The following is a 24,227-nucleotide window of genomic DNA, read 5'->3' as shown; positions in this document are numbered from 1 at the left end:
AACGCCCCGCCGGACTCGGCGGGGCGTTCTGCGTGGAGCGGGTCAGTCCAGGATGCGGCAGTGCGTGGTGAGCTCGCCGATCCCGTCGATCCCCACCGTCACGGTGGAGCGGTCGCGCAGGAAGATCTGCGGGTCCCGCGAGTAGCCGGCGCCGCCCGGGCTGCCGGTCGAGATCAGCGTGCCCGGGAGCAGCGTCAGGGACTGCGACAGATGGGCGATCAAGGTCGCCACGGAACGGACCATCTGCCCGGTCGTCGCGTCCTGGACGGTGTGGCCGTCGACGACCGTCCAGATGTGGAGGTCCTGCGGGTCGGGGATCTCGTCCGCCGTCACCACGACCGGGCCGGTCGGCGTGAACCCGTCGAAGGACTTGCAGCGCGACCACTGCGCCTCCGCGAACTGGATGTCGCGGGCCGTGATGTCGTTGACCACGGTGTAGCCCCACACGTGCGCGAGGGCGTCGTCGGCGCTCACGTCCTTGGCGGCGGTGCCGATGAGCACCCCCAGCTCCGCCTCGTAGTCGACGGACTCGCTCAGCGACCGCGGCCAGGAGGTGGTCTGCTCGTGACCGGTGAGCGAGTTCGGCCACAGTGTGAAGACGGTGGGCGCGGTGTCGGTCTTCAGGCCGAGTTCGCTGGAGTGCGCGGCGTAGTTGAGGCCGACCGCGAGCACGGCCGGCGGCGCGATCACCGCCGAGGCGAACGCGAGCCCCTCCAGCGGAAGACGCTCACCCCCGTACGTGCGCGCGGCGTCGCGCACGGTGCCGAGAAGCGCGGATCCGCCGTCGATCAGCTGCTGCAGCGTCGACGGGGCTCCGGTGAAGAGCGAGGGGACGAGGATCGCCCCCGAATCGTCCAGCACGGCCAGGACCGGGGAAGGAGAGTCGGGGGAACGCAGATGAGCGAACCGCATGCCTCAACGCTACCGGAGGAGCGGCCGGACCCGACGGCGCCGGACCGGGCCGGGGGCGGGACCAGAGGGAGCGTCGGTCGCCGTCTAGGCTCTGAGGCATGACGTACGGCGCACCGCAACACCCTCAGCCTCGGTACGCACCTCCGGCACCCGTCGCGCCGCCGGCGCAGGTGCCGGTCGTGCCCGTGCCCGTTCGCAAGGGGCGGAGCGTCTCGATCTGGCTCTTCGGGATCCTCGCCGTCGTCCTGATCGGCTTGGTCGGCTACTTCGTGACCTTCCTCGGGACGGCCGCGTCGGTCGTGGGGCTGGTCCTCGCCCTCGTGCCGCTCGGGATCGTGCTGTTCGGCGTGCACCTCATCGATCGGTGGGAGCCCGAGCCCAAGGGGGTGATGGCGTTCGCCCTCGCCTGGGGAGCGATCGCGGCGGTGGGCCTGTCGCTGCTGGTCGACCTCGGACTGAGCTTCGTGATCCGCGGCCCGCTGCGCGAGAGCTTCGGAAGCGTGGTGCAGGCCCCGGTCGTGGAGGAGTTCTTCAAGGGGCTCGGCGTCCTGCTGATCTTCGCGGTGGCCCGTCGCGCGTTCGACGGCCCGATCGACGGGGTCGTCTACGGCGCCCTCGTGGGCGCCGGCTTCGCCTTCACCGAGAACATCCAGTACTTCGCCGTGAGCATGATCGAGGGGGACAGCGCCTCGTTGACGATGACGTTCGTGCTCCGCGGTCTGCTCTCGCCCTTCGCGCACGCGATGTTCACGGCCGTGACCGGGTTCGCCATCGGCCTCGCCGCGCGGCGCGGCCGGGCGGCCGGCAGTGTGGTCGGCGCTGCCGCGCTGGGCATGCTGGGCGCCGTCCTGCTGCACGCCCTCTGGAACGGCTCGGCGATGTTCGGCGACTTCTTCGCGCTCTACGCGACCCTGCAGGTGCCGCTGTTCATCGGGTTCATCATCGCGATCATCCTGCTCCGCAGGGAGGAGGAGCGCGTGACCAGGACACGTCTCGACGACTATGCGCGGGCCGGGTGGTTCACCCCGCAGGAGGTCACGATGCTCGCCACGAGGGACGGACGCAAGGCGGCGCTCGCGTGGGCGGCGTCGCTGCGGGAGGACCGTCGTCCCATCATGCGCGGGTTCATCAAGGATGCGACGGCGCTCGCCGCCGTCCGTCAGCGGGCGATCGCGGGGACGGATCCGCTCGCGGCGCAGGACGAGCGGGCGCTTCTGGCCCGGACCGCGGCCGCGAGGGCTGCGCTGCTCGCCTACTGAGCGCGGACAGACTCAGCGCCCGGTGTCGCGGCGATGCCTGCGTATCTCCCGGGCGCTGAGTTGATCTACAGACAGGGTGCACCCGCTCGCCGAGCGATGTCAAGAGGCCTGTGCGCGGGTCCGCTCCGGGAGGCGGACGGACGCGGGGAGAGGATTTCGCCCTCAGCGCACCGACCGCGTTGACCGCTCCGGGCGACCTCGGCTTGGATGGAGACATGACTGAGCGCACCAAGCCCGAGTTCGACGCACCGACGGGACCGGCTCCCACCGAGCTGGTCATCCGCGACATCATCGAGGGGACCGGCGACGAGGCGAAGCCCGGCGACACCGTCACGGTCCACTACGCGGGTGTCGAGTTCGAGTCCGGCGAGGAGTTCGACTCCTCCTGGGGCCGCGGGGAGACCATCCAGTTCCCGCTCCGGGGCCTCATCCAGGGATGGCAGGAGGGCATCCCCGGCATGAAGGTCGGCGGGCGCCGTGAGCTCGTCATCCCGCCGGCTCTCGCCTACGGGCCCGCCGGATCGGGGCACTTCCTCGCCGGCAAGACCCTCATCTTCATCATCGATCTCGTCGCCGTGGGCTGACCGGCCCGACGCCGAGGACCCCGTTCGATCCCTGCGATCGAGCGGGGTCCTTCTGCGTGACGAAGAACTTCCCATGCACGGGAATACATTCACGCGCATGGAAGGTTGCATCACACGTGCCGCGAGCGCGGCGACGACTTCACGAGGAGCAGACACCCATGACGATCGACATCCCCGGCTACCGTGCAGGCACCTGGGTCCTGGACCCCGCCCACAGCGAGGTGACCTTCAGCGTCCGGCACATGATGATCTCGAAGGTGCGCGGCACGTTCGGCGTCAAGAGCGCCACGCTCGTCGCGCCGGAGAACCCGCTCGAGGCCACCGTCGAGGCGAGCGTCGACGTCACCTCGGTGGACACGAACGACGAGAACCGCGACAACCACCTGCGCTCGGCCGACTTCTTCGACGTCGAGAACCACCCGACCATGGAGTTCGTGTCCACGGGCGCGCGCGTCGAGGACGGCGACTTCTTCGTCGACGGCGACCTGACCATCCGCGGCATCACCAAGCCCGTGAGCTTCGCGTTCGACTTCGGCGGCTTCGGCACCGACCCGTACGGCAACTACAAGGCGGGCGCGTCCGCGACCACGGTCATCAACCGCGAGGACTTCGGCCTCACCTGGAACGCCGCTCTCGAGACCGGCGGCGTCCTGGTCGGCAAGGACATCACGATCAACCTGGACCTGCAGGGCGCTCTGCAGCAGGACTGATCTCGTCGGCGAAGGGGTGCGGACGCCAGCGGGCGTCCGCACCCCTTCGTGCGTCTCGTCGCGTCCTCAGGATCGACGTCGCCCCAGCCCGCGCAGACGGTCCTGAGCCATGAGGATCCCCGCGAAGACGATGAGGGCGCCGAGGGGCTCGTTCCAGCTCACGGTCTCGTGGAGGACGAGCACGCCGAGGGTCACGCCGACGACGGGGGTGATGTAGGTGACCGTGGACGCGCGAGTCGGTCCCCACGCTCGCAGGACGTTCTGGTTCCAGACGTACGCGACCCCCGTCCCGAGCACGCCGAGCAGGAGAACGGCGACCACGACGGCGCCGTCGAGACGGACCGGGGTCAGCACCAGCACGGGCGTGAGAACGAGCATCACGGCCGCCGCCAGGCCGATGTTGAGGAACGAGAACACCAGAGCGCTCACGCCGGTGTCGGACAGGAAACGGCGCATGTACGCGAAGCTGAAGCCGTAGCAGGCCGTGGCGCCGAGGATCGCCAGCTGCGCCCCCACGCTCTGGTTCGCATCGAGGCCGCTCCACGGCGCGATGATGACCATGACGCCGAGGATCCCGACGGCGATGCCTGCGATCTGCACAGCCCTGAGGCGCTCCACCCGGAACACCGCCCAGGCCATGATCGCGGTCATGATCGGCGTCGTGGCGTTGTAGATGCTGGACAGGCCCGAGCTCACGTGCTGCTGCGCCCACGCGAAGATGAGGAACGGCACGACGCAGAACGTCACGGCGACCACGGTCAGGTGCAGCCAGACGCCCCGCGCCCGCGGAAGCCGCTCACGACGCAGTGCGACGAAGAGGCCGAGGGCGAGCGCGCCGAGGATCAGGCGGGACCACGCCACCTGCGCGGGGGAGATCCCCTCGAGCGCGACCTTCATGAAGAGGAAGCTCGAGCCCCACACGATCCCGGTGAGGACGAACTGGACCGCGACGGCGGCGGTGCGCGGACGAGCGGGGGCGGTGAGGGGCACGGGGGAACTCTAGCGACGGGGTCGGACGCGCAGCGGCGAGAGGGAATGCCTCGTCCGAAATCCGCCGATGCGTGGCCGGGATCGCGCTGTGCGTCCGGTCAGGGGACCGGATCGAGGGCGTCGTAGGCGCGGAAGCGGGGGCTCGTCCTGGCGAGCACCGCGACCAGCCCGATCACGAGGAACCCGCCGAGCAGGGGAGGGAACCACAGAGTCGTGATCGAGGCCAGGGCGCCGGCGTAGAGGGCTCCCAGGCGGGGTCCTCCGGCGACGACGATGACGAACACGCCCTGGAGCCTCCCGCGCATGGTGTCGGGGACCGCGGCCTGCATCATCGTGTTGCGGTAGATGGAGCTGACGTTGTCGGCGGCGCCGGAGAGCGCGAGGGCGACGCAGGCCGCGACGATCAGACCGACGTTCGGTGTCGACTCGGAGGCCCCCGGGAGCCAGACGCCGAGAAGCAGGATCGCCCCGAACAGCGCGATCGAAGCGCCGTAGGCCTGCACCGCGCGGGCGATGCCGCGGCCGTGCCACCGGTACTGGACCACCCGTCCGGACAGCAGGCTCGATCCGAACGTGCCGAGGGCGACGGCGGCGGTGAGCAGCCCGGTCGTCACCGCGCCGCCGCCCAGGAGCACCGTGCCGAGCGCGGGGAAGAGCGCCAGCGGCTGCCCGAAGGTCATGGCGATGATGTCGAGGATGTACTGCATGCGGATGTTGGACGCCCGCCGGAGGAACCGGGCGCCGTCGACGAGCGAGGCGAGCCCCGGCCGGACGATCTCGCCTTCCGGGCGGAGCGCGGGCAGGGTCCACAGACCGAGGAACATCGAGAGCATCAGCACGACGTCGATCGTGTAGGTCCAGCCGTAGCCGGTGAGCGCGACCAGGAGACCGGCGAGGGCGGGGCCGACCATGACGGTCAGGCCGAAGGAGACGCCGTTCAGCGCCGACGCGGGCGCGAGCATGTCCCGGGGGATCAAACGGGGCACGATGGCCGTCCGGGTGGCCATCCCGACCGAGTTGGCCGCCGAGTTGGTCATGCTCAGCACGTACAGCCACCAGATCGTCTCGGTCCCCGTCCACGTGAGCACGGCCAGCAGGAGCGTGGACGCGAATGTCACGGTGGCCGCGATCAACGCCACCCGACGCCGGTCGAACGCGTCGGCGAGCATCCCGCCGTACAGCCCGGCGAGGATCATCGGGACGAGCCCGGCGACCGCGATCATGGACACGGCGAAGGTGCTGCCGGTGAGGGCGAACACGTGCAGCATCACCGTGACGATCGTCAGCTGTCCGCCGATGCCGCTCAGCGCCGATCCGATCCACATCCGGGCGAAGGCGGGGCTGGCGCGCAGCGGACGAAGGTCGATCAGATGACTCACCATCCGAGGCTATCGGCGTCCCGGACGTGGTCGGCGCGACATCGGGAAGGCTGATAGACTCTGGAGGTTGCCGTTAGATCGGCCGCGGATAAAGAGAGCCCACGCATCAGGCGTCGGGCGCCGCGCAACGGGAGAAAGGGGATCGGTTCTATGGCACTGGATGCAGACGTCAAGAAGGCGATCATCGAAGAGTACGCGACGCACCCCGGTGACACCGGTTCCCCCGAGGTGCAGGTTGCGATGCTGACGCAGCGCATCAAGGACCTCACCGAGCACCTCAAGGAGCACAAGCACGACCACCACTCGCGTCGTGGCCTGTTCCTGCTCGTGGGTCAGCGCCGTCGTCTGCTCGGCTACCTCCAGGACATCGACATCGAGCGCTACCGCTCGCTGATCGAGCGCCTGGGCCTTCGCCGCTAAGCGGAGCAGCCAGCGTTCAATCGCGCAGAACATTCTTGAGAGGGCCGTCCCAGGTGTGGGGCGGCCCTCGTTCTGTGTGCGGGGTGGCGCGGTCAGGCGTCGAGGACGACCAGACCGTCGGCGACGATGCGGCCGTCGTGGATCACCGTGCGGTCGGTGCCCCGATCCATCACGGCGCTCGTCGGCGTCTCCCCGTCCACGAGCAGCAGGTCGGCGCGGTCGCCGGCCGCGGTGCCCGGGCGGTCGTCCACGCCGGTGAGGCGCGGGACTCCGTGCGACATGATGCTCGCGCCGCCCATGCTCGCGATCGCGAGGCACATCTCGATGTGCGCGTCGTGCCGGAAGCCGTTGGTGAAGGCGAGCTGCCACGTGCGATCCAGCAGATCGCAGTTGCCATAGGGGCTCCAGTAGTCGCGCTGGCCGTCCTCGCCGAGTCCGAAGCGGACGCCCGCCTCCACCAGGGGGACGAGGGGGAGCGGGCGGTGCCCCGACGGGGCGACGCTGGTCATGGCGATGTCGAGCTCGGCGAAGGCGTCGATGAGGCGACGACTCGTCGCCTCATCGACGGACCCCAGGTCGTAGGCGTGGGACAGGGTGACCTTGCCCTGCATGCCGAGCGCACGCGTGCGCTCGAGGATCAGCTCGGTGCTGAAGACGCCGAGCTCGCCCGGCTCGTGCAGGTGGACGTCGATCTCCACCTGGTACTTCTCCGCCAGCCTGAACACGATGTCGAGGTGCCGGGCGGGATCGCGATCGAGCTGTGACGGGTCGATCCCGCCCATCACATCGGCTCCCTGCCTCAGCGACTCCTCCAGGACCTCGACCGTGCCGGGCTCCCGGAGGATGCCCGCCTGCGGGAAGGTCATCACCTGCACGTCGGCGCGGGTCGCGAACCTCTCCTTCGCGGCCATGACGGCGTCGAACTTCTCCAGGCGGCAGTCGACGTCGACCTGGGCATAGGTGCGCACGCGCGTCGTCCCCCGGGCGATCATCCGCTCCAGCGTGCCGGCGACCCGCGTGGGGAGGTCCACCTCGGCGTCGCGCCAGTTCTCGCGGTCGTTCATCATCATCCCCCACACGCCGGGTCTGCCGGTGTGCGGACGGAACGGGAGCCCGATCCTGGTCGAGTCCAGATGGACGTGCACGTCGCTGAAGGACGGCAGGAGCAGGCGCCCGCGGCCGTCGACCTCCTCGGCGTCGATCGGGCGGGTCTCGTCATGCGGCACCACGTCGGCGATCCGGTCGCCGTCGAGGCGGACATCGGAGGCGGAACCGCCCCACGGACGGACGTTGCGGATGATCATGCGGCCCTCTTTCGATCGATCGTCAAATGGTATACCAAATCGACCGGAAGGCGTGTTCGTTCAGGCGACGGGCGGAGGAGCGGCCTCCTGGAGCCGGAGGGCCTTGAGGGCGAGATGCAGGCTCGTCCGCAGATCGCCGTCCCGGAGCGGATGCCCGAGCAGGGCTTCGAGGCGTCCCCACCGGTAGTAGATCGTGGCCCGGTGGGTGGCGAGCGCACGCGCGGTCGCCGACGCGTCGCCGGCGAGGTCGAGGAACGTCTCCGCGGTGCGACGGAGGGGAGCGGGGACGGCGGCCAGCCCGCGCAGGGCCTCGAATGACTCCCAGAAACGCGGGGTGGCCCTCTCGAGAAGCAGCGCGGCACCGACCACGCCGAGCCGCGGCCAGTGTGCGATCCCGCGCAGTTCCGTGAACGTCGCGGCTGCGCGGGCCGCGTCCCGGGCCTCGCGGAGAGCCGGGCGCAGGTCGCCGCCCCAGGCGACGGGCGCGGATGCGCCCAGCGGCGGGCCGGCCTGCCCGGAGGACATGATGTCCAAGGCCCCGCGAACCAGTTCGGCGGTCTGCGCCCCATCGCTCAAGACAGCCCAGACGGCCGTGTGCGCGGCGTCCTCCAGCAGGAGGACGCCGTCCCGGCCATGACTGCGTGCGACCACGCCTCCGGTGAGCGCGGGAGTCGTGGGATGCGCGACGACGAGCGTCGTCTCCGCGCCGGTGCGCCCCGTCGTCGTGCCGAGTTCCTGCCAGGCCTCGTCCCCGCGCCCGCCCTCGCCGAGGAGGCCGCGCAGGGTCGCCGCGGCACGGTGGCGGCGCGTCAGCTCCGTGCGCGCGGTGGGGCGCTGGTGGAAGTCCAGAAGGCCGGCGAGCTCGGTAGCGGCCTCCGCCAGGCGGGGGTCGTGGATCAGTGTCTGCTCCGGATCGCTGATCCAGACCGACCCGAGGAAACGACCGGCGGAATGCAGAGGAACGACGACGCGCGGCAGCATCTGCAGCCCGTCGGGAACCGGCGCCGGGAACGGCGTGTGACGCTCCGCGAGACGCAGGGACGGCATCAGTGCACGGATCTCCGCGACCGGGGTGCGGGTGAGGATCGACTCGCGGCGGACGTCGTCGACCTCGCCGTGGTGCGAGCTGTGCACGACCAGCTCGTCGTGGACGTCGAACAGCGCGAGCGGGGCGGCGAGGCTCGCGGACCACCGCTCGATGCCCGACTGCAGCTCGGACGGCATGGGGTCCCTTCTTGCGACGATTGTCGAAATCGGGCGTCCGGGGTCTCGGCGTCTGTCGATTCCTCGGCCGGCGGACGGTCTGGAACTCTGAGGGAATGGCTTCCCCGACATCCTCCCAGCAACCCCGCCGTCTCGCAGAGCTGCGCGTCGACGAGATCGCGGACTACCTGACCACCCGAGACACGGCGATCATCCCCGTCGGCGCAACGGAGCAGCACGGACGCCACCTCCCGCTCGGCGTGGACGCGATGACCGCGATCGCCGTGGCCGAGGACGCCGCCGCGCAGACCGGCGTGATCGTGACCCCGCCCGTGTGGTTCGGCTGGTCGCCGCACCACATGGGGTTCGCCGGCACGGTGACGCTGCGTCCGGAGACGCTCACGCACCTGATCGAGGACCTCGGTTCGTCCCTGCTGCACCACGGGTTCCGCCGCATCATCGTCGTCAACGGGCACCGTCTCGCCAACCTGCCGCCCCTCGCGATCGCCGCCACGCGACTGCGCGCCGACACCGGAGCGGCCGTGGTGGTCGCCGACCTGGCCCACCTCGCCCAGCCCGAGTACGCGCACTGGGCGCAGACCGTGGGGACCTTCATCGGCCACGCGGACGGCTACGAGACCGGACACATGCTGCACCTGCATCCCGACCTCGTCGACGCGAGCGCCGTGCCGGAGGATGCCGCTCCCGCGCACCCGCAATCCCTGCGGACGATCGATCCGAGCATCGCCTCGACCCGCGCGGCGTGGTGGCCGTCGACCGAGGCCGAGCTCGTCGCGAGCGGCGACGGCAGCAGCGGGCGGCCGTCCTGGGGCGACGCCGAGCGCGGGGAGACCCTGCACCGCGCGATGGTCCGGGACCTGGTCGAGCTGATCGGACAGGTGGAGGGGTTCGCCGTCGAGGTGCGCCGACCGGAGGCGCCGCGATGAGCGCCGTGTCCTCGCCGCCGTCCGTCTCGCGGGGCCGGCGTGCGCGGGTCGCGGCCGCGAGCATGTTCGGCACGGTCATGGAGTGGTACGACTTCCTCCTCTTCGGCCTTGCCGCATCGATCGTCTTCGACAGACTGTTCTTCCCGAGCTTCGACCCGGTCACGGGAACCCTGCTTTCGCTGGCGACCTTCGCGGTCGGCTTCGTCGCTCGTCCGTTCGGCGGGATCCTGTTCGGGTCGATCGGGGACCGATATGGGCGCAAGCCGGTGCTCTTCTGGACGATGGCGATCATGGGCACCGCGACGGCGCTCATCGGCGTGCTGCCCACCTACGAGGCCATCGGGGTGCTCGCGCCGATCCTCCTCGTGCTGCTGCGGCTGCTGCAGGGGCTCGGCGCCGGCGGCGAGCTCGGCGGCGCCGTGCTCATGCTCGCCGAGTACTCGGACGACCGACGCCGCGGCCTGACCGCCAGTCTCGCCCAGGCGGGCGCTCCGCTGGGGAACCTCCTGGCGACGGGTGTGCTGGCGGTCTTCGCGGGGGTGCTCCCCGAGGACGCGTTCCTGGCCTGGGGCTGGCGGGTGCCCTTCCTCCTCGGCGGGGTCATCGTGCTGGTCGGCCTCTACATCCGGATGAGCATCGCGGAGAGCCCGCAGTTCGCCAAGGTCGCGGCGTCGACCGAGGGGATCGAGCCTCGCCCGGTGCGGACGCTCGTCCGCGACTACCCGAAGCCGCTCCTGCTCGCGCTGGGCGCACGATTCGGGCCGGACGTGGTCGTGTACGTGTTCCTCACCTTCGTCATCACCTATCTCGTCAAGGTGGTCGGGTTCGAGCGCAACGAAGCACTGCTGTGCGTCGCCGTCGGCTCGGTGGCCTGGCTCGTCGGGATCCCCTTGGCGGGGCACCTCTCGGACCGCTTCGGACGAAAGCCGCTCTACGTCGCCGGGTGTCTCGCGACGCTCGTCTGGGCGTTCGCCTTCTTCCCCCTCCTGAACCTCGGCACCATCCCGCTGGCCTCCCTGGCCGTGGCGGTCGGGCTGTTCTGCCACGGCCTCATGTTCGGCCCGCAGGCGAGCTACCTCGCCGAGCTCTTCCCGACCCCGATCCGCTCGACCGGCATCTCGGTCGGATACCAGCTCTCAGGGATCTACGGCGGAAGCCTCGCCCCCGTGATCTCGCTGGCGCTGCTCGACGCCTTCGACAGCTGGGTGCCGATCGCGATCTACATGGGCGTCACCATTGTGATCACGCTCATCGCGCTCGGTCTCAGTCCTGACCGGCGCGGGGCGAGCCTCGACGAGGTGGACGCGGCGGTCGGCGCCTCTCGCTGATGACCGCGGCGGAGACGGATCAGGCCCGGCTGGCGACGAGGTCCGCGTGATGGATCGCGGCGACGTCCGGGTGGGCGCGCAGACGCGACTTCAGCGCGTTCTCCCCGTAGAGGCTGTGGATCGGGTTCGTCGGGTCCTCCGTGACCCCGCGCGCCTGAGCGGCGAGATCGGCGGGCAGGTCGATGATCGGCAGGCGCCGATCCAGCGCGGGGTTGAAGAAGAAGGGGATCGAGATCCGCTCGTCGGGGGCCCGCGGCGACACGACCCGGTGGTTCGTGGCCTTCAGGTAGCCGCCGGTGGCGTACTCGAGGAGCTCCCCGATGTTGACGACGAACGCGCCGTCGACCGGCGGGGCGTCCACCCATGATCCGTCGCGTTCCACCTGCAGGCCGCCCTTGCCCGGCTCCACCCACAGGAGCGTGAGCACGCCCGAGTCCTTGTGTGCGCCGACCCCCTGCTGGGGCTCCGGCTCGTGCGTGCCGGGATAGCGCACGATCTTGATCAGCGTCGAGGGCTCGCCGAAGTTCTCCTCGAAGTACGACTCCTCGGCGCCCAGGGCGAGCGCCCAGGCGCGCAGGAGCTTCCGGGCCACGCCGGAGAGGTGCGCGTGCCACTCCTCGACGACCTCGCGGAGCTCGGGCTGGGCCGCCGGCCAGAGGTTCGGGCCGATCAGCCGGTTGAACGCCGGTCCGTCCTCGACCGCCGGACGCTCCGGGCCGATGTCGATCTGCTCCCGCCAGTCGATCTCGCCCTGGGTGCGCTCGCCTCCGATGCGGGTGTAGCCGCGGAAGTGAGGGCTCCGCACGTTCTCGATCGCGAGCTTGTCCTGCTCCGGCAGGGCGAAGAAGTCCTTCGCCGCGCGGTGCAGGCGGCGTTCGAGCTCGGCGGGCACGCCCGTGCCGGTGAGGTAGAAGAACCCGACGTCGTGGGTCGCCGCGCGCAGGTCGTCGCGGAATCCGGCGGCCGCCTCCGGGCCGTCGTCGAGCCGGGACAGGTCGAGGATGGGGAGGGTCAGATCGGTCATGCGTCGAGGCTAGGACGGCCGTCGCGCGGCCGACGGAATGTTGCCGAGGATTACCGCGGGGCGGTCTCTGTGGAGTGTCCCCGCCGAGACCCCCTCTGCACCCCGAGACCCCCTCACCTCCGAGGGGGTTTCGACGTGCAGAGGGGGTCTCGGCAGCGTGCACGCGACCGAGGGGAGGAGATGTACACTTTCTGAGGTTTGCCTAACCTGATCTCTTGAGAAAGTCCCCGCCGTGCTCGCCACGTTCCTGATCGGCCTGCGTGAAGGCCTCGAAGCCGCCCTCGTCGTCGGTATCCTCGTCGCGTATCTCCGCCGTCTCGGCCGGACGGACGTCCTTCCCCGGCTCTGGACCGGTGTCGCCGCGGCGATCGTGCTCGCGCTCGGGATCGGGGCCGTGCTGACGTTCGGCGCGTACGCCCTCACCTTCCAGGCGCAGGAGATCATCGGCGGGACGCTGTCGCTGGTCGCCGTCGGCATGGTCACGTGGATGATCTTCTGGATGCAGAAGGCCGGGCGGACCATGAAGTCGAGCCTCCAGGGCGGGATCGACCGCGCGCTGGAATCGGGCACGCTCTGGGCGCTCGTCGTCGTCGGATTCGTGTCCGTGGCCCGCGAGGGGATCGAGACCACCCTCCTTCTGTGGTCGATGGTCCAGTCCTTCGGCGACGCCCCCTCGGCCCTCCTCGGTGCGGTCGGCGGGCTGCTCTGCGCGGTCGCCGTCGGCTGGTTGCTCGCGCGCGGCGCGGTGAGGCTCGATCTCTCGCGCTTCTTCCAGTGGACCGGCGGATTCCTCGTGATCGTCGCCGCGGGTGTCCTCGCCTACGCCGTCATGGACCTCCAGGAGGCGGCAGTCCTTCCGGGGCCGTTCAGCGGCGGCGCGGGCTTCCCGTTCGGGTGGGCGTTCGACGTCTCGACGGCGATCGCCCCGGACGGCCCGATCGCCGTGATCCTCCAGGCGACCGTGGGCTTCATGCCGCGGATGACCTGGCTGCAGGTGCTCGCCTGGGCGGCGTACCTCCTCATCGTCGGCGCGCTGTTCCTCCGAGGACTGCGCCGCTCCCGCCGGCCACGCGCCGGCGCCGTCGCGGTCCCGGGCGCACCGAGCCGTGACGACTCCCTCGCACAGCAAGGAGCAGCATGACCACCTCCCGCCTTCTCCCTCGTCGCGCGCTCGCGCTCGGCGGAGCCGCCGCCATCCTCGGGCTCGTCCTCACCGGCTGCGTCGCCAAGGCCGACGCCACGGCGGCGGACCGGCTCGAGGTGACATCGACCGCCGACGCCTGCACCGTCTCCGCGAGCACGGCCAAGAGCGGAACCCTCGCCTTCGAGGTGACGAACGAGGGCGAGCAGGTCACCGAGTTCTACCTCCTCGCCGAGGACGGGCTGCGGATCGTGGGCGAGGTGGAGAACATCGCGCCCGGGGCCTCCCGCAGCCTCACCGTCGTCGCGCAGCCCGGCGACTACGTCACGGTCTGCAAGCCCGGCATGATCGGCGACGGCGTCGGTCGCGCCGGGTTCTCGGTCACCGGGGAGGCCGTCGCGCTCACCGGTGAGGACGCGGAGCAGAAGCAGCAGGCCGTGGACCTCTACGCGGCGTTCGTGAAGGACCAGGTCGGCCGGCTCGTCCCCGCGGTGGAGAGCTTCGTCACCGCGTACCAGTCCGGTGACGACGACGCCGCCCGCGCGCAGTTCCCGCAGGTCCGCGCGTTCTACGAGCGGATCGAGCCGGTCGCCGAGGCGCTCGGCGACCTCGACCCTCGGATCGACTACCGCGAGGTCGACGCGGTCGCGGAGGGGCTGGAGTGGACGGGCTTCCACCGCATCGAGAAGGACCTGTGGGTTCCCGCGCCGGGCGCGCTGAACGCGGACGGGGAGACTCCCGCGGACAAGGACTGGACGCCGTCGACGACGACCCAGCGCGGAGAGTTCGGGGATCTGCTCCTCGCCGACGTGCAGGAGCTCTACGACTACGTCCACTCGGACGAGTTCACCGAGGCCCTGGACGCGCAGGGCATCGCGGGCATCTCGAACGGCGCCATCGCGCTGCTGGACGAGGTGGCGACCGGCAAGATCTCCGGCGAGGAGGACTGGTGGTCGGGCACCGACCTGTACGACTTCGCCGCGAACGTCGAAGGGTCCAAGATGGCGTTCTCGCTCGTGCAGGACTTCGCCGCCGCGCAGGGCGAGGACGGCACCGCGCTCGTGAAGGACATCCAGGCCGGGTACGCCGACCTGGAGGCCTCGCTCGCCGCGCACGGATCCCTGACGGACGGGTTCCCGGCCTACTCGACACTCACCGACGACGACAAGCGCGAGTTCACCGACCTGCTCAACGCGCTCGCCGAGCCGCTGTCGAAGCTCACGACCACGGTGCTCGACTGACGTGACCGCGCGGAACGAACCCGGGGCGGTGAGCGGGGAGGACGGGACCGACGCGGTCGAGTCCGACGTCGCGACCCCGCCGCGGCCGCGCGGCCTGAGCCGGCGGGGGCTGCTGGGCCTCGCCCTCGGTTCGGGGGTGGCCGGGCTCGCCGTCGGCGGGGGAGCGGTCGCCGCGATCGGGGCGGTCCGGGCGGACGGGGAATCCGGATCCGCGCAGGCGCATGCCTTCTTCGGCGCCCATCAGGCGGGGATCACGACCCCGGTCCAGGACCACCTGCACTTCGCGTCCTTCGACATGATGCCGAGGGCCGATCGCGACGACCTCATCGCCCTGCTCCAGGACTGGAGCTATGCGGCATCCCGGATGACCCAGGGACTGGAGGTGAGCGCGACCGGGGCGGTCGGCGGGTCTCCCGAGGCGCCGCCGGACGACACGGGGGAGGCGCAGGGCCTGCCCGCGTCGCACCTCACGATCACGATCGGCTTCGGTCCGACGCTCTTCGAGAACGAGGAGGGCGACCGGTTCGGGATCGCGGACCGGCGGCCGGCGGAGCTTCAGCGCCTGCCGGCGTTCCTCGGCGACGATCTCGATCCGGCGCGTTCCGACGGCGACCTCTGCATCCAGGCCTGCGCCGACGATCCCCAGGTGGCCGTCCACGCGATCCGCAATCTCAGCCGCATCGCGTTCGGGCGCGCCCGGCTGCGCTGGTCCCAGCTCGGCTTCGGGAAGACCTCCCGCACGAGCAGCGATCAGGCGACGCCGCGGAACCTCTTCGGGTTCAAGGACGGCACCGCCAACATCCTCGCGGACGACCGAGCGGCGCTCGAGGCCCACGTCTGGGTCGGCCGGGAGGACGAGCCGTCGTGGATGGTCGGAGGGTCGTACCTCGTCGCCCGCCGGATCGCGATGCTCATCGAGACGTGGGATCGCGTCCGCCTGGCCGAGCAGGACCGGATCATCGGCCGGGAGAAGGGGAGCGGGGCGCCGTTGTCCGGCGGCGACGAGTTCACCGCGCCGTCGTTCGCGACGGCGGCCATCGACGCCGACGCGCACGTGAGCCTCGCCCACCCGACGCGCAACGACGGCATCCGGATCCTCCGCCGCGGCTACAACTACGTCGACGGGAACAACGAGCTGGGCAGACTCGACGCCGGTCTGTTCTTCCTCTCCTATCAGCGCTCGCCCGCGCAGTTCGTCTCGCTCCAGCGCCGGCTGTCCACGGATCTGTTGAACGAGTACATCCGCCACGTGGGATCCGGCATCTGGGCGATCCCCGCCGGGCCGGACGAAGGCTCCTTCGTCGGCGCGGCCCTCTTCGCCTAGTCGGCGGGTTCGCTCCGCCGCGGGGCGGGAACGGCGGGCGGAGACGCGCTCGGGCCGCTCTTATCGGTCTCCGGATCGGAACGCCGCGAACCGGTCGGGTCGTTGCGATGCCCCTCCTTGGCGGCGAGGGCGCGGTCGGCGAACAGCCACGAGGGACGCGGCTCCACGAGCGGCCGGAGCACCGACCGCACCGGTGCGGTCGAGAGGGCGAAGGCGACGGCGATCGAGAGCAGCACCACCAGCGGAAGCCAGATCCACGTCGGCTCCAGCTCGCGCAGCACCCCGGACTCGCGGAACGGGTACAGCACGAAGGAGTGCAGCAGGTAGACGTACATCGTGTACTGGCCGAAGTGCGTGACCCGGGTCTGGCGCCGAGGGATCAGCACGAAGAACGCCGCGCTGGCCACCAGCGCCAGCGCCATGATCACGAGACGGACGCCGCCGGCCCACCACTGCTCTCCGCCGAGGTCCGCGTAGGAGTCCTCGTAGAAGAGCCAGTGCCGCAGATCCATGGCCTGCCACACGTCCACCCACCGCCAGCACGCGAACAGCAGAGCGGCGAGCACGACGGCCGCGACGACGCGCAGCCAGACCGGACGGAACTCGATCATCCGGAGGCGGCGGACCACGTCGTGCTCGCGCAGCCACCAGCCCAGCGCGAAGAACGGCAGCAGCCCGAGAGTCCGGGACAGGGAGAACGTGCTGTCGACGTTCGGGACGTAGCCGGCGCCGATCGAGATCGCGACGGTCCACAGCAGGGGCCAGCGCAGCAGTGCGAGGTAAGGCAGGACGAGGCGGAAGATCCCGAGGGCGAGCAGGAACCACAGCGTCCACGACGGCTGGGTCAGGTTCGGGTCCGCGCGGCCCTCGACGAGCCACTTCGTCAGCCACCACAGCAGTTCGAACACGACGTAGGGGACGAGGATGTCCGTGATCACCCGGGCCATCTGACGGCGCGTGGGGCTTCCCGACTTGGAGAAGTACCCGGAGATGAGGGCGAAGGCCGGCATGTGGAACGCGTAGATCGCGAGGTACAGCGCGAGGGCGATGTCGGAGTCGTACGTCAGGCGCTGGACGGCGTGACCGAGGACCACGAGGACGATGCAGGCGAAGCGCGCGTTGTCCCAGAACGGGACCCGGCGGGAGGCCGCCGCGGCGCGGGGGACCGGGGGTGCGGCCGGCGGCCGCGCTGTGCCGTGCATCCGACGAGCCTAGCGGCCGTCGGGGACGGGGTCTGAGAGCCGTCCGCACGCCGGGAATAATGAGGGGGCCACCGCGTTTCACCAGTTATATTCATCTGAATAGAACTGGATGCCGAGGCATCCCGAGCGGAGAGAACAGTGAACGAGCAGATCGGTACCGTCGACACCAGCGGCATGCAGTTCGGCCTGATGTCGGTGAGCGACATCACCCAGGACCCGGTCAGCGGGAAGACGCCCAGCGAGGCCGAGCGCATCCAGGCGACCCTCACGATCGCCAAGCACGCGGAGGAGGCGGGGCTGGACGTCTTCGCCATCGGCGAGCATCACAACCCGCCGTTCTGGTCCTCCAGCCCGACGACGTTCCTTGCGGCGGTCGCGGCGCAGACGGAGCGGCTCATCGTCTCCACCTCGACGACCCTGATCACGACGAACGATCCGGTGAAGATCGCCGAGGACTACGCCATGCTGCAGCACGTCTCGGGCGGTCGCATGGACCTCATGATGGGCCGGGGCAACACCGGGCCCGTGTACCCGTGGTTCGGACAGGACATCCGTCAGGGCCTTCCGCTCGCGATCGAGAACTACGCGCTCCTGCACAAGCTCTGGCGGGAGGACGTCGTGGACTGGGAGGGGAAGTTCCGCACGCCGTTGCAGGGCTTCACCTCCACCCCGCGTCCGCTGGACGGCGTGGCGCCGTTCGTGTGGCACGGCTCGATCCGCACGCCGGAGATCGCCGAGCAGGCCGCCTACTACGGTGACGGCTTCTTCGCGAACAACATCTTCTGGCCGAAGGAGCACTACCAGCGTCTGATCGAGCTGTACCGCCAGCGGTACGCGCACTACGGCCACGGCACGGCCGAGCAGGCCATCGTCGGACTCGGCGGGCAGGCCTTCATCCGCCCGAACTCGCAGGACGCCGTGAACGAGTTCCGTCCGTACTTCGACAACGCCCCGGTCTACGGACACGGACCGTCGATGGAGGACTTCACCGAGATGACCCCGCTCACCGTGGGGTCGCCTCAGCAGGTGATCGACCGCTACGCCGCCATGCGCGACCACTTCGGCGACTACCAGCGCCAGCTGTTCCTGATGGACCACGCGGGCCTGCCCCTCAAGATCGTCCTGGAGCAGATCGACCTGCTCGGCGGCGAGGTGGTCCCGGTGCTGCGCAAGGAGCTGGCCCAGAACCGGCCGGCGACGGTGCCCGACGCCCCGACGCACGCCGCGCGGGTGAAGGCCGTGTACGGCGACGGCCCGGCGCGCCAGGCGCGCCCGGGAGCGAACCGCGGGGACAACCTCACCGCCGGGTCGCCGTACCAGGACGGCGGAGCGGTTCCGCCGGCCGCGGGGTCGGCGTTCGGCGCCGCCGCCACGAAGGGAGCGAACTGACATGGACGCACGTCGTATCGCCGTCGTCTCGGCGGGGCTGTCGAACCCGTCGTCGACCCGGATGCTCGCCGATCGCCTCGCGGCGGAGACGGCCAAGGCCCTGGCGGAGCGTGACATCGAGGTGTCGGTCGACGTGATCGAGCTGCGCGACCTCGCCCACGACATCACGAACAACCTGCTCACGGGCTTCGCGCCCCCGGCGCTCGAGACGGCGATCAACACCGTCGTCTCCGCCGATGCGGTGATCGCGGTCACGCCGATCTTCTCGACGAGCTACTCGGGGCTGTTCAAGTCGTTCATCGACGTGCTCGACCCCGATGCGCTCACCGGTACCCCGGTGCTCATCGGGGCCAACGCCGGCACCGCCCGGCACTCGCTCGCGATCGACTACGCGATCCGTCCGCTGTTCACCTACCTGCACGCGGAGCCGGTGCCGACGGGCGTGTTCGCCGCCTCCAGCGACTGGGGCGCGAACGCGGACGACGTCGCTCCGTTGAGCTCGCGGGTCGAGCGCGGCGCCCGGGAGCTCGCCGAGGCGATCGCCCGCCGGGAGCCGGCGGGCGGTGCGGATCCGTTCGACCCGGCGACGTACCTCGGCCAGGGGAAGTCCTTCGGGCACTTGCTCGGCGGTCTCGCCGGAGAGTGAGCGGGGCGTACCCGGGTGGTTCGGGGCGCGGGGTGGGGCTGATCGGCCCCACCCCGCGCCCCGATCGTCGGTATCGGACCCCGATCAGCCGATCGCGTCGAGGCTGGTGAGCGTGCCGGACACGGCGTCGGCGAGCTCGCGCCCCTTCACGGCGAAGTGCCGGCTGAAGTAGTCGCTGTGCTCCTGGTGCCCGTGGAAGTGGTGCGGCGTCAGCACCGCTGAGAACACCGGGACGTCCGTGTCGAGCTGCACCCGCATGAGCGCGTCCACGACCGTGGCGGCGACGAAGTCGTGCCGGTAGATCCCGCCGTCCACGACCAGCGCGCTGGTGGCGACGGCGGCATATCGGCCGCTGCGGGCGAGACGCGTCACGTGCAGGGGGATCTCGAAAGCGCCGGGGACGCGGAACACGTCGACGTCGTCGAGACCGAGCTCGCCGAGACGGGCGATGAACGCCGTCACGGCCTCGTCGACGATCTCGGCGTGCCACTGCGCGGCGACGATGGCGATCTTGGACATGAGGGAACCTCTTTCCGTCCTCTCTCATCCGGACTGTGACCGTCGGCCCCGGGTTCGCACCGGGTCGGCGGTCCCCGCCATGGGGACCGTTCGCGGGCTCGCGCGGACAACGCCGCGACACCGCCGGTGGGGATTTCCGCCCCGCCCTGAGGACGGCTACGACGCTACCACCGGCGACCGTGCGATCCTGTCGGCGGCACCATGGCTCAGTGCTCGGCACCAGCCGGTGTCACTCAGTACCAGCCGGTGTTCTCGGAGTGCTGCCACGCACCGCACGGGGAGCCGTAGCGGTCCGCGATGTAGCCGAGTCCCCAGTCCACCTGCGTGCGCCCGTTGGTCCGCCAGTCCGGGCCCGCGCTCGCCATCTTCTCGCCGGGCAGCGCCTGCGGGATGCCGTAGGCGCCGCTGGACGGGTTCATGGCATCGGCGCGCCAGCCGGACTCGCGGTTCCACAGCAGCACCAGGCACTCGAACTGGTCCCCGCCCCACCCCCATCCGGCGAGGGCTCCGCGCGCGTAGTCCTGGGCGCCCTGGGGATCGACGATCACCTCGGGCGGTGCCGGAGCCGGTTCGGGCGCGGGCTCCGGGTCGGGCGCGGGGGCCGGTTCGGGCTCCGGTGCCGGGGCGGGTGCCGGGGCTGGGGCAGGCGCCGGCGCGGGATCGCCTCCGGGCGCCGGGGCCGGAGCGGCAGGGGGCGCCGCCGGCGGCTCGTTCTCGAGCTGCTGGCCGATCCAGTACCGTCGCTCCGTCTCCGCGGTGGTGTCCTTCAGCGCGGCCAGCTGGGCGTAGAGCGTGTCGACGTGTCCCCGGAGTCCGGAGACCGTCGTGGCCTCGGTGTCCGCCGCCTCTGCGGCCTTCTGGGCCGCCCTCTCCGCGTCGGCGGCGAGAGCGGCGCGGGCGCGCTCGGCCTCGGCCGCCTGATCGCGCAGCGTCGAAGCCAGGGCGGCATCGGCCTGCGAGCGACGGGCGAGCGTCGCCCAGGTCTCGTCGAGACGGTCGAGGACGCCGAGGCGGGTGAGGAGCTCATCGGGATCGGCCGCGGTGAACAGCCGCACGGCGGTCGGCGCGGCGGACTCGGCGCGATAGCGACCGGCGGCCAGGGCCCCGGATGCGCTCCGGGTCTCGTCGAGGGCTCGGGCCGCGTCCTCGCTCTGCGCCGCGAGCAACTCGGCGCGCTGGGCCGCGGCGTCGGCCTCGGCGCGTGCGGTCTTCGCGGCGGTGGCCGCGTCGAGGGCGGTCCGCGAGGTAGTGGCGGCCTGCGACTGCGCAGCGCTCAGCGCCGTCTCGATCCGTGTGATCTGCGCCTGGGTCGCCTGCTCGTCGCCGCGGGCGCTCTGCACGTCCTCCCACGTCGGATAGTCCTCGGCGTGCCCGGCCACGGGGGCGGCGACGAGGAGTCCGGCCGCGAGCACGAGCGCGCTCCCCAGGCGCGCCCCGACGGCGCGCGCGTGACGCCCGCGGGCGGTCGATCGTGCAGTGCTCACCCGCTCGACGCTAATCCTCCCGTGCGCGGATCGCCACCCGGGCCGCTCGCCGTCCGCCGGAGACAGAGAGGAGGGAGGACCGGACGGACCGGTCCTCCCTCCTCGCCGACGGTGTCTCAGCCGCTCTTGCGTCGGAACTCGCGCTTCATCTGCGGGGCCGCGGTCGCGTGGACGGCGGAGTCGCCGTCGAGGTGCGCCTCGCCGTTGCGGTGCCGCGCGTTCTTCTTCTCGAGCGCCTCCTTGAACTTGCGCTTCATCTCCTCAGAGGGGACGGCATTGTCTTCGGTACTCATGCGCGCCAGCCTACTGTTCGCCCCGCCGCGGAGGGGAGGGCCGTCGGGCGCGCCGCGCTCCCGTGACGGCGACGTCGATCAGGAGGCCGATCCCGACCGCCAGCGCCACGGACACCACGATCGCCACCAGCGGCCCGCCCGGGACGATCGCGGCGATCGCCGCTCCGATCGCCGCCTGGTAGGCCGCCCACCCTGTCGCCGCGAGGACCACCAGTCCCAGGTACCGCGGCGGGTGGATCCGGGACGCGCCGGCGACGAGGTTGACCGCCAACCGGGCGAAGGGGACGAACCGGGCGGTGAACAGCACCGTGGCGGTCCCTCGATCCAGGCGGCCGCGCGCCCACTCCAGTGCCGCCCGGACCCGGCGCGAGCGCATCCACCGCCACCGCTCGACCCCGACCCCGCGTCCGATGAGATAGCAGGCCACGTCGCCGACGGCGGCGGCTGCCGCAGCGCAGAGGACGACCGCCCACAGCGCGGGCGAGCCGAGCGACACCGCGAGCGCGCCGAGCGCCGTCACCGCGATCTCGCCGGGCACGACGACGAAGAAGGCGTCGCCCACGACCAGCAGCGCCATGAGCGCCAGTCCCCACGGACCGGTGAGCACGGCATCCAATCCCTCGGGAAGCACGGATCCACTGTCGTCGCGCCGGGTGAACGGAAACCAACGGGCGGATAGCCGGTGTCCGGCGCGCATGCATCCGGTGAACACTGGGCGATCCGGCCGGCTTCGCGCGTCCGGGGCGCATCCGCCCCGCCATCCTGGGACCGTGAGAGTAGCGATCGTCACCGAATCCTTCCTCCCGCATATGAACGGCGTGACCGGTTCCGTGCTGCAGATCCTCCGGCATCTGGAGCGCACGGGCCACGAGGCCCACGTGATCGCCCCCGCGGCGCGCGAGATGCCGCGACGGTCCGGACATGCCACGGTCGAGGCGATTCCCAGCATGGCGCTTCCCGGCTATCGCTCCGTCCGCGTCGGGGCCTCCACCACCCTGCGGGTGACCCGCGCGCTGGAGCGGTTCGCTCCCGACGTCGTCCACCTCGCGTCGCCGTTCGCGCTGGGATGGCGGGGCGTGCTGGCGGCGGAGCGGCTCGGCGTGCCCGCCGTCGCCGCCTACCAGACCGATGTCGCGGCGTACACGGCGCGCTACGGGGTGGCTCTCACCACCGCGCTCGCCGAGGCGCACATCGCGCGACTGCACCGCCGGGCGACCCTCACCCTCGCCCCGTCGTCCGAGTCGGCGGATCAGCTCGCGCGGCTGGGCGTGGACCGCGTGCGCCGATGGGGGCGGGGCGTCGACGCCGAGCGCTTCCATCCGTCCCGACGGCGTCCGGCCGCGCACGGGGATATCGTGGTCGGCTACGTCGGTCGCCTCGCCCCGGAGAAGCAGGTCGAGGACCTGCGGGTGCTCTCGGGGATGCCCGGAGTCCGGCTGGTGATCGTGGGGGACGGGCCGTCCCGGCCGCGGCTGCAGGCGCTGCTCCCTGATGCCGCGTTCCTCGGGCACCTGTCGGGCACGGTTCTGGCGGAGACGATGGCCTCCTTCGACGTCTTCGTCCACCCCGGGGAGAGCGAGACGTTCGGGCAGACGCTGCAGGAGGCGCAGGCGAGCGGGGTGCCGGTGGTCGCCACGGGGCGGGGCGGGCCGCGGGACCTCGTGCGACACGGCGTCGACGGCTGGCTCTACCGGCCGGGGGATCTCGACGAGCTCCGCGGCAGGGTCTCGGATCTGGTCGCCGACGCGGGGCGGCGACGGGTCTTCGGTGATGCCGGCCGGGCCGCGGTCGAAGGGCGCTCGTGGACCGCCGTGTGCGATGAGCTGCTGGCGCACTTCGAGGAGGCGGCCGTCCTGCGCGCGGCGGACTCCTCGGCGCGGGCCCCGCGCGAGCGGCGACCGGAGCTTCCGTCGCGTCGCGTCGCGGCGGCTCCGGGGTGGCGGCGCTACGTCGCCCTCGGCGACTCGCTGACCGAAGGGCTGTGCGATCCCGCCCCGGACGGCTCCCTGAGAGGCTGGGCGGACCGCATGGCTCTTCTCCTGGCGGCGCGCGGCGGTCTCCACTACGCCAACCTCGCGATCCGCTCCAAGCGGGTGGAGGACGTGTGCGACGTCCAGCTGCCGCGTGCGCGGGCGCTGAAGCCGGACCTGGTGTCGATCCTCGTCGGCGCCAACGACCTCGTGAAGCAGCGGGTCGACGTCCCGCGTCTGGCGCGCCGGCTGGAGGAGGCCGTCTCGCAGCTGCGGGCGGACGGCGCCGACGTGGTGCTGGTCACGCCGTTCCTTCCACGACGCGCGGAGTCGGCGATCTACGCGCGTCGTTTCGCGGCGTTCGCGAACGCCCTGGCCGGGGTCGCAGAGCGCACCGGGGCGATCCTCATCGACACCGATCTCGTCCCGCAGCTCGGCGAGCGCGCGAACTGGGGGGAGGACCTGGTCCACCTGTCCTCGCGGGGGCACCGCTTCCTCGCCTATCGGGTCGGCGACGCTCTCGGTGTGCCGCACGCGGACGCGCTCGGAGCGCTGGACGAGGTCCTCCACGCGCACGAGCGGCTGACCAGGGGCCAGTGGTGGCGCAGGCACGCGCTGCCGTGGGTGTGGCGCCGCCTGCGCGGGAAGGCCGCGGGGGACGGACGCCGGGCGAAGCACGACGACTACGTGTGGCTCGGGCGCTCCGCGCAGATGCGCGAGGGGGCCGAGGTCTAGCGGGACGCCGCGGGGCGGGTCGTTCCCGCGGCCTGTGGGGCTGAGCGGCCTGCTGCTAGGCTGGACGAGGATTCCTCTGCGGAATCCACAACTGAACAGGGCTCTCTCGCCACGAGAGAGCCTTCACGGAGCGGGTCGGCAGGAAGCTGGTCCCCTGTGGTGGACTCCCCGACGGGTGGCCGTCGGGTGGCCTTCCACTGGTGGCCAGCGCAGGCGGATGACG

23 protein-coding genes and 1 riboswitch are annotated in these 24,227 nt (G+C 71.3%); of the genes, 12 read left to right on the top strand and 11 right to left on the bottom strand.

All coding sequences use genetic code 11. From position 1 onward, the window contains the following. Positions 1-42: 42 nt before the first annotated feature. Positions 43-912 carry a fumarylacetoacetate hydrolase family protein gene (locus K8F61_RS07050; RefSeq protein ID WP_219084645.1) on the bottom strand — a complete coding sequence of 290 codons (870 nt, stop codon included), beginning with the start codon at positions 910-912 and terminating at the stop codon, positions 43-45. Between the two features lie 98 nt (positions 913-1,010). On the opposite strand from K8F61_RS07050, the gene K8F61_RS07045 reads away from it, so the two are divergent. The 3 genes from K8F61_RS07045 (at position 1,011) to K8F61_RS07035 (ending at position 3,465) form a co-directional block, all read left to right on the top strand. Further along, positions 1,011-2,171 (top strand): PrsW family intramembrane metalloprotease, encoded by a 1,161-nt coding sequence (locus K8F61_RS07045; protein WP_067247670.1) that lies wholly within the window; start codon positions 1,011-1,013, stop codon positions 2,169-2,171. A gap of 215 nt (positions 2,172-2,386) precedes the next feature. After that, the gene (locus K8F61_RS07040) at positions 2,387-2,755 is read left to right on the top strand and encodes an FKBP-type peptidyl-prolyl cis-trans isomerase (protein ID WP_067247673.1); all 369 of its coding nucleotides are present in this window, start codon (positions 2,387-2,389) and stop codon (positions 2,753-2,755) included. Between the two features lie 158 nt (positions 2,756-2,913). Further along, on the top strand, positions 2,914-3,465 hold the full coding sequence (locus K8F61_RS07035) for a YceI family protein (protein ID WP_067247676.1): 552 nt from the start codon (positions 2,914-2,916) through the stop codon (positions 3,463-3,465). Between the two features lie 66 nt (positions 3,466-3,531). Here the strand turns inward: K8F61_RS07035 and K8F61_RS07030 are convergent, their stop codons facing one another. Further along, on the bottom strand, positions 3,532-4,455 hold the full coding sequence (locus K8F61_RS07030; protein WP_418888078.1) for a DMT family transporter: 924 nt from the start codon (positions 4,453-4,455) through the stop codon (positions 3,532-3,534). 98 nt (positions 4,456-4,553) lie between these two features. Next, positions 4,554-5,837: an MFS transporter gene (locus K8F61_RS07025; RefSeq protein WP_231821158.1), complete on the bottom strand. Its 1,284-nt coding sequence runs from the start codon at positions 5,835-5,837 to the stop codon at positions 4,554-4,556. Positions 5,838-5,984: 147 nt separating this feature from the next. Between K8F61_RS07025 and rpsO the strand changes: the two genes are divergently transcribed. Then, entirely contained in the window at positions 5,985-6,254 is a 270-nt protein-coding gene (gene rpsO / locus K8F61_RS07020; RefSeq protein WP_029145701.1) for a 30S ribosomal protein S15, read from the top strand. Between the two features lie 92 nt (positions 6,255-6,346). Here rpsO and K8F61_RS07015 read toward each other — a convergent pair whose 3' ends face one another. Both K8F61_RS07015 and K8F61_RS07010 read right to left on the bottom strand, forming a co-directional pair. Then, positions 6,347-7,558 carry an amidohydrolase family protein gene (locus tag K8F61_RS07015; protein ID WP_231821157.1) on the bottom strand — a complete coding sequence of 404 codons (1,212 nt, stop codon included), beginning with the start codon at positions 7,556-7,558 and terminating at the stop codon, positions 6,347-6,349. 60 nt (positions 7,559-7,618) lie between these two features. Next, positions 7,619-8,782, bottom strand: a complete 1,164-nt coding sequence (locus K8F61_RS07010) for a helix-turn-helix domain-containing protein (RefSeq protein WP_231821156.1) — start codon at positions 8,780-8,782, stop codon at positions 7,619-7,621. Positions 8,783-8,877: 95 nt separating this feature from the next. Between K8F61_RS07010 and K8F61_RS07005 the strand changes: the two genes are divergently transcribed. Together K8F61_RS07005 and K8F61_RS07000 are read left to right on the top strand one after the other, a co-directional pair. Beyond that, positions 8,878-9,708, top strand: coding sequence for a creatininase family protein (locus K8F61_RS07005; protein ID WP_231821155.1), 831 nt, complete (start codon positions 8,878-8,880; stop codon positions 9,706-9,708). Beyond that, entirely contained in the window at positions 9,705-11,036 is a 1,332-nt protein-coding gene (locus K8F61_RS07000) for an MFS transporter (RefSeq protein WP_067249715.1), read from the top strand. Before K8F61_RS07005 ends, K8F61_RS07000 begins: the two co-directional genes overlap by 4 nt. 19 nt (positions 11,037-11,055) lie before the next feature. Here K8F61_RS07000 and K8F61_RS06995 read toward each other — a convergent pair whose 3' ends face one another. Continuing rightward, complete coding sequence (locus tag K8F61_RS06995) at positions 11,056-12,060, bottom strand: isopenicillin N synthase family dioxygenase (RefSeq protein WP_231821154.1); 1,005 nt, start codon at positions 12,058-12,060, stop codon at positions 11,056-11,058. 232 nt (positions 12,061-12,292) lie between these two features. Here K8F61_RS06995 and efeU point away from each other — a divergent pair, with 232 nt between their 5' ends. Genes efeU through efeB form a run of 3 tightly spaced genes read left to right on the top strand, consistent with a single transcriptional unit; the run spans position 12,293 to position 15,766 of the window. Further along, on the top strand, positions 12,293-13,201 hold the full coding sequence (gene efeU / locus K8F61_RS06990; RefSeq protein ID WP_231821153.1) for an iron uptake transporter permease EfeU: 909 nt from the start codon (positions 12,293-12,295) through the stop codon (positions 13,199-13,201). Beyond that, complete coding sequence (gene efeO, locus K8F61_RS06985) at positions 13,198-14,442, top strand: iron uptake system protein EfeO (RefSeq protein ID WP_231821152.1); 1,245 nt, start codon at positions 13,198-13,200, stop codon at positions 14,440-14,442. The genes efeU and efeO overlap by 4 nt, the downstream gene beginning before the upstream one ends. A 28-nt stretch (positions 14,443-14,470) precedes the next feature. Next, positions 14,471-15,766, top strand: a complete 1,296-nt coding sequence (gene efeB / locus K8F61_RS06980; protein WP_418888087.1) for an iron uptake transporter deferrochelatase/peroxidase subunit — start codon at positions 14,471-14,473, stop codon at positions 15,764-15,766. Here efeB and K8F61_RS06975 read toward each other — a convergent pair. Further along, positions 15,763-16,968: an acyltransferase family protein gene (locus K8F61_RS06975; RefSeq protein WP_231821151.1), complete on the bottom strand. Its 1,206-nt coding sequence runs from the start codon at positions 16,966-16,968 to the stop codon at positions 15,763-15,765. The two genes, efeB and K8F61_RS06975, sit on opposite strands and share 4 nt — an antisense overlap. A gap of 174 nt (positions 16,969-17,142) precedes the next feature. Between K8F61_RS06975 and K8F61_RS06970 the strand changes: the two genes are divergently transcribed. Continuing rightward, on the top strand, positions 17,143-18,357 hold the full coding sequence (locus tag K8F61_RS06970; RefSeq protein ID WP_231821520.1) for an LLM class flavin-dependent oxidoreductase: 1,215 nt from the start codon (positions 17,143-17,145) through the stop codon (positions 18,355-18,357). A gap of 1 nt (position 18,358) precedes the next feature. Next, positions 18,359-19,003: an FMN reductase gene (locus K8F61_RS06965; protein WP_067249732.1), complete on the top strand. Its 645-nt coding sequence runs from the start codon at positions 18,359-18,361 to the stop codon at positions 19,001-19,003. An 84-nt stretch (positions 19,004-19,087) separates the two neighbouring features. Here K8F61_RS06965 and K8F61_RS06960 read toward each other — a convergent pair whose 3' ends face one another. The 4 genes from K8F61_RS06960 to K8F61_RS06945 form a co-directional block, all read right to left on the bottom strand. Continuing rightward, on the bottom strand, positions 19,088-19,522 hold the full coding sequence (locus tag K8F61_RS06960; RefSeq protein ID WP_231821150.1) for a 6,7-dimethyl-8-ribityllumazine synthase: 435 nt from the start codon (positions 19,520-19,522) through the stop codon (positions 19,088-19,090). A gap of 12 nt (positions 19,523-19,534) precedes the next feature. Continuing rightward, a riboswitch (FMN riboswitch) is annotated at positions 19,535-19,680 on the bottom strand. A gap of 75 nt (positions 19,681-19,755) precedes the next feature. Continuing rightward, positions 19,756-21,006 carry an aggregation-promoting factor C-terminal-like domain-containing protein gene (locus tag K8F61_RS06955; protein ID WP_231821149.1) on the bottom strand — a complete coding sequence of 417 codons (1,251 nt, stop codon included), beginning with the start codon at positions 21,004-21,006 and terminating at the stop codon, positions 19,756-19,758. Positions 21,007-21,122: 116 nt separating this feature from the next. After that, positions 21,123-21,299 (bottom strand): DUF5302 domain-containing protein, encoded by a 177-nt coding sequence (locus K8F61_RS06950; RefSeq protein WP_169797652.1) that lies wholly within the window; start codon positions 21,297-21,299, stop codon positions 21,123-21,125. Between the two features lie 10 nt (positions 21,300-21,309). Then, positions 21,310-21,930 (bottom strand): DedA family protein, encoded by a 621-nt coding sequence (locus tag K8F61_RS06945; RefSeq protein WP_231821148.1) that lies wholly within the window; start codon positions 21,928-21,930, stop codon positions 21,310-21,312. 139 nt (positions 21,931-22,069) lie between these two features. Between K8F61_RS06945 and K8F61_RS06940 the strand changes: the two genes are divergently transcribed. Continuing rightward, positions 22,070-24,004 (top strand): GDSL-type esterase/lipase family protein, encoded by a 1,935-nt coding sequence (locus K8F61_RS06940; RefSeq protein ID WP_231821147.1) that lies wholly within the window; start codon positions 22,070-22,072, stop codon positions 24,002-24,004. The last annotated feature ends 223 nt before the right edge of the window (positions 24,005-24,227 follow it).

Source organism: Microbacterium resistens (assembly GCF_021172025.1).
Taxonomy (GTDB): domain Bacteria; phylum Actinomycetota; class Actinomycetes; order Actinomycetales; family Microbacteriaceae; genus Microbacterium; species Microbacterium resistens.
Note: the sequence above shows the minus strand (reverse complement) of the source record. Positions and strands in the feature narration are given on the sequence as shown.